Origin of the sequence: Kaistella haifensis DSM 19056 (assembly GCF_000735695.2) — a bacterium.
GTDB lineage: Bacteria > Bacteroidota > Bacteroidia > Flavobacteriales > Weeksellaceae > Kaistella > Kaistella haifensis.
On sequence record NZ_JASZ02000080.1, the window covers coordinates 1 to 1,954 of the forward strand.

1 protein-coding gene and 1 pseudogene are annotated in these 1,954 nt (G+C 33.2%); both read left to right on the forward strand.

Going from position 1 to position 1,954, the window contains the following annotated elements; genetic code table 11:
- The first annotated feature begins 402 nt into the window (after positions 1-402).
- Positions 403-1,110 (forward strand): hypothetical protein, encoded by a 708-nt coding sequence (locus AP75_RS13915; RefSeq protein WP_031502187.1) that lies wholly within the window; start codon positions 403-405, stop codon positions 1,108-1,110.
- 631 nt (positions 1,111-1,741) lie between these two features.
- A pseudogene (locus AP75_RS13920) lies at positions 1,742-1,954 on the forward strand (IS5/IS1182 family transposase); the annotation flags it as partial.

A 1,954-nucleotide genomic window follows, 5' to 3' on the forward strand; every position in this document is an offset into this window, starting at 1 on the left:
TTACTTAATCTTTCTTATGTGGTACTTCCAATTGTGTTTTCCTAAATAATTTTACTGCCAAAAATGATAAAATTTTTTATTATCGGAAATATTTTTTAAAATTCCTTATAAACGTAACCTAGATTTTTTATCATTGTCGAAATTTCATATTGATTTGAAATGACATATTGTTCAATGGAAGGATATCGCTTGTTAACATATTCAGTAGTAATTTTTTTTCAAAACAATAAATTTGTCCGAAATTTCAATGCTGTCAACAAATACAGTCTCTTTGATTGCATAGATCAGTCCCATTTTCTTTGCAATTATTTCATTCTCAGGAAAAATTTGGAAATCAAAAATTTCATTACTAATGTCGTCAATGTTGTCTGAACTGGACATTGTCATCTTTGGTCAACTTTCTTGATCTTAATAAAATTAAAAACAATTTTATGTTCCATTAATGATCTAAATCCAGATTTAAAAGCTTGTGTTAAAAAATTAATTGATCAAAATTTTCAAATAAACAAACCGTCTTTAGATTTTGCAACGGATATTGAACTTTTGACCTCATTTAAGAAGGGTAAATATTATGTAATACCGGACTCTAAAATTGAATTAGGGAATTCCAAGTTTCCAAACGTTATCACTACTGACGATATTTGTTACAATTCTTATTATTATGAATTAAGCGGAAGAAGTATTTACAGTAATGATTCTTTATGCAAGAAGATTTTATCTGATTCTTCTGAGGTTTTAAAGGAAATTGAACTGGAAAATATATTTAGTGAAGAAAAGTTAGGATTTGTTAGTGGAGGTGTATTTAAAAAACTAACACCAAGAAGTTTTACTATAGGTAAAGTCTACAAGATTGTATATAAAAATAAAATGGGCAAGATTTCCGAGCGCGTTATTTATGTAAATAGAATTATAATCTTAAACTCTTCATTAGATCAACTAAATGAAAATGCAATGAGTTCAAAAATGGATGAACTTGATTCAACTCATCAGTATTTCATTGAGGCTAATTGTTTAATGCGTAATAATGAATTGAGGCACTTTAGGATAAGTTCAGAGAGTGTTTTTTCTATTAAGGAGTTAATTTATGGAATTGAAACAGATAATTCATAATAGTATGTAAACGTACCTTCCCACAGCAAGTAACATAATTGAAATTATACGCACCTGCCATCTGCAAATCCGTTGCCCTCCTCTCCACTTCGTTGCGTTTCTGGCAAAGCAGCACCATTGTCCCTATAATTTGAAATTATGTTAAATGCTTTCCTTTGGTAGCGGCAAACCCGCTACCAGCCACCGCTTTCCAGCCGCTCGGGTATTGCTAATTGAAAAGTTCCGCACCTAATCGAAAAACCCAAGTTGAAATATTCGTCACAAAACGCCCATGTGCCTGCAGTCCATATACTACTTTTTTCAGCGGACAGTTCAGTGGTAGTATATGCACTTCGGCACCGCGCACAGCAGTATTCCGGATGATAAAAAAAATGCTTATGCCGCCTGCTTTGCCGTTGCCCGCTTTCCCCATTCATCAAGCACTTTTTTCACCACCCTCCATACCGCTGTTTTTCCAGCTCCTTAGGGTAGGGCTTATCGAAAGAATTTTGCCAACGCTTTCCCACGTTCCTCCAGTATATAGTCTCTCCTTAAACCACTTATAATTTACTGATTATTAGTATTTTGGGTTTAAAATAGCTTGTTTTTTATTGCAAGAATTTGTATATTAGAGCTTTAAAACCTTGCAAATATGTTAGGAAAAAATCCAGAAAAACTGCCAGAATTATTCCGCCCGATGTTGGTTGATTTTATTGATGATAAACACGAACTCGTTTTGCTTTCAGATAAAATAGATTGGAATTATTTCGAGAACGAATTTTCGCCGTTGTACTCTAAAGTGGGCAATCCGAGCCATCCGATTCGTTTTATGGTGGGCTGTTTGCTTCTGAAACATCTTTATAAT